Annotated in this window: 4 protein-coding genes, 1 tRNA gene and 1 pseudogene; 3 read left to right on the top strand and 3 right to left on the bottom strand. The window is 37.5% G+C overall.

What is annotated here, in order from left to right; all coding sequences use genetic code 11:
• Positions 1-187, top strand: a 187-nt coding sequence (locus tag PSN35_RS07405; RefSeq protein ID WP_300031590.1) for a ferredoxin, incomplete at its 5' end; no start/stop codon positions are given.
• Here PSN35_RS07405 and coaE read toward each other — a convergent pair.
• A complete protein-coding gene (coaE, locus tag PSN35_RS07410; RefSeq protein WP_300031593.1) occupies positions 173-781 on the bottom strand; it encodes a dephospho-CoA kinase in 609 nt (202 codons plus the stop codon). The two genes, PSN35_RS07405 and coaE, sit on opposite strands and share 15 nt — an antisense overlap.
• Before the next feature lie 73 nt (positions 782-854).
• On the opposite strand from coaE, the gene PSN35_RS07415 reads away from it, so the two are divergent.
• Positions 855-931 (top strand) — tRNA-Met (locus PSN35_RS07415).
• Positions 932-1,018: 87 nt separating this feature from the next.
• On the opposite strand, the gene PSN35_RS07420 is transcribed toward PSN35_RS07415, so the two are convergent.
• On the bottom strand, positions 1,019-1,282 hold the full coding sequence (locus PSN35_RS07420) for a type II toxin-antitoxin system RelE/ParE family toxin (RefSeq protein ID WP_300031595.1): 264 nt from the start codon (positions 1,280-1,282) through the stop codon (positions 1,019-1,021).
• Positions 1,269-1,502, bottom strand: a complete 234-nt coding sequence (locus PSN35_RS07425; RefSeq protein ID WP_300031598.1) for a CopG family transcriptional regulator — start codon at positions 1,500-1,502, stop codon at positions 1,269-1,271. Before PSN35_RS07425 ends, PSN35_RS07420 begins: the two co-directional genes overlap by 14 nt.
• Positions 1,503-1,836: 334 nt before the next feature.
• Between PSN35_RS07425 and PSN35_RS07430 the strand changes: the two are divergent.
• A pseudogene (locus PSN35_RS07430) lies at positions 1,837-1,961 on the top strand (DDE-type integrase/transposase/recombinase); the annotation flags it as partial.

Raw genomic sequence — 1,961 nt, forward strand, 5'->3', positions numbered from 1 at the left:
ACAAATGGGCGAAGGTAAAATTGGTATTAGTGAATCTCGCTGTCTAGGCAGGTGTGAGCACGGGCCAGTGGCTGTGGTGTATCCAGATAATGTTTGGTATCAATACATTGATGAAGAAGATGTTGATGAAATCATCACTGAGCATCTTATTGGCGGAAACCCGGTTAAACGCTTACAAATTGATTAGTTTTTGATACAAATCTCGTACTTTTTGCACCATTTCTGAAATTTCCGAATTATTTTCAATCACATCAACCGGCAATTGTTCGGCCAATTTTTGACGATTTTCATCACTGGTTTGCGAATTTATTAGCTTTTTTGCCTGGTTTTCGTCAATATTATCGCGTTTTTTGAGTCTTTCTAGCTGTTTTTCAGCATTACACTGCACAATAATGGCTCGATCAAACAAATAAGCTAGATTTTTTTCTACTAATAGTGGTATTTCGACAATAACCAACTTGTTTTTAACCTTTTTGATCTCCATTTGCATTTTTTCCAATATTTTTGGATGCAAAATTTCCTCAATTTTCTCTTGGTTGGTTGGTTTACTAACCAAAATCTCTCGTAAGGCTCGGCGATTCAGGGTTTTATCAGTATTAAGAATGCGCTCGCCAAAATACTCAACCAGCTCGCTAAGGCCTTGAGTGCCAGGCTCAACCACCAGACGTGACAATTCGTCAAGATCAATAATATCTACACCCAGATCAGAAAAAAGCTGAGCAACGTTTGATTTACCGCAGGCAATGCCACCAGTTAGTGCAATTTTAATGGGTGAGTTCATGGGTTTGATTTTAGCAATATTAACCTTTAACTATTGACATTTACATCAAATGTCTTGATAATACACGCTCTTTGGTTATGTAGCTCAGCTGGTTAGAGCACAGCATTCATAATGCTGGGGTCGGTGGTTCAAGTCCACCTATAACCACCACTCTTTTCAGTACCCCTTGAGGGGCGTCTATTCTAATGCCCCTTTTAGGGGTATTTTTTTTGCTTATATTAATGCAAAATATATTTATTAATGGTTCTTGTATACTTCTTTACGATGTGCAATTTTAACGACGGTAATAATAAGATCCAAGTCTTTCAATTCGTACAGAATCCTATACGTACCTTGTCTAATACGGTATTTTTCTTGATTGGTTAATTTGATAGCGCCTTGTGGTTTTGGATCGCCAACCAAGGTGTTAATACGTTCAAGAATACGCGCTATGTCCTTATTGGGAATCTTTTTTAAATCTTTAGCAACCGATTTTTTAAAAACAAGCCTATATTTTGCCATCTGCCTTGAGCTCGTCAAGTAGGGTTTCGTAGCTGACTACTGGCTCAGATTCTCTTTGATTAAAACTAAGAATATCTTCTTGGTCCTCATTAAGCAGATGGCGTACAGCTTCATTAACCATCTCTGAGACGGATTGATGGCTGATGGCTGCTTTAATCTTTAAGGCTTGGTGCAAATTTTCTTCAAAATAGACCGTAGATCTTTTGGACAACTCTCCCATGCTTATTCCTTTTTGTTGATAAAACGTTAACACATTATAACATCATAACGTTATGGACCTCAGCATTATGAATGCTGGGGTCGGTGGCTCAAGTACACCTATAACTATCATCTATTCAAATGCCCCTTTTTCAGGGGTATTTTTTTGCTTATAGCAATTCGTGCAAAGTCCTATATAAATTTTGTCTTCTACTTATAAAGTCGCCTCACAATTAACCCATTTTGTTGGCAGCGTGGTCAGAGTACTTCCCTTTATAATAATTTCTTGTTATAGGAAACTTAATATACACAAATATATTTACAGTGATAACAGAAAGAAGCTTTATAGTCGCCCAGAAATAATTGAGTGGAGAGGTAAGCCTGAAGCTATTAGATGTGATAACGGACCAGAATACATCTCACAAGCACTACGAGATTGGGCACAAGCAATGGATATTAAACTAATGTATATCCAACCAGG

Origin of the sequence: Candidatus Thioglobus sp. (assembly GCF_028599055.1) — a bacterium.
GTDB lineage: Bacteria > Pseudomonadota > Gammaproteobacteria > PS1 > Pseudothioglobaceae > Thioglobus_A.

What these genes read in the sequence shown, in the direction of transcription:
- PSN35_RS07425 (WP_300031598.1), bottom strand. Translation starts at nt 1,502, where the DNA reads ATGGGAGAGTTGTCCAAAAGATCTACGGTCTATTTTGAAGAAAATTTG.
- PSN35_RS07420 (WP_300031595.1), bottom strand. Translation starts at nt 1,282, where the DNA reads ATGGCAAAATATAGGCTTGTTTTTAAAAAATCGGTTGCTAAAGATTTA.
- coaE (WP_300031593.1), bottom strand. Translation starts at nt 781, where the DNA reads ATGAACTCACCCATTAAAATTGCACTAACTGGTGGCATTGCCTGCGGT.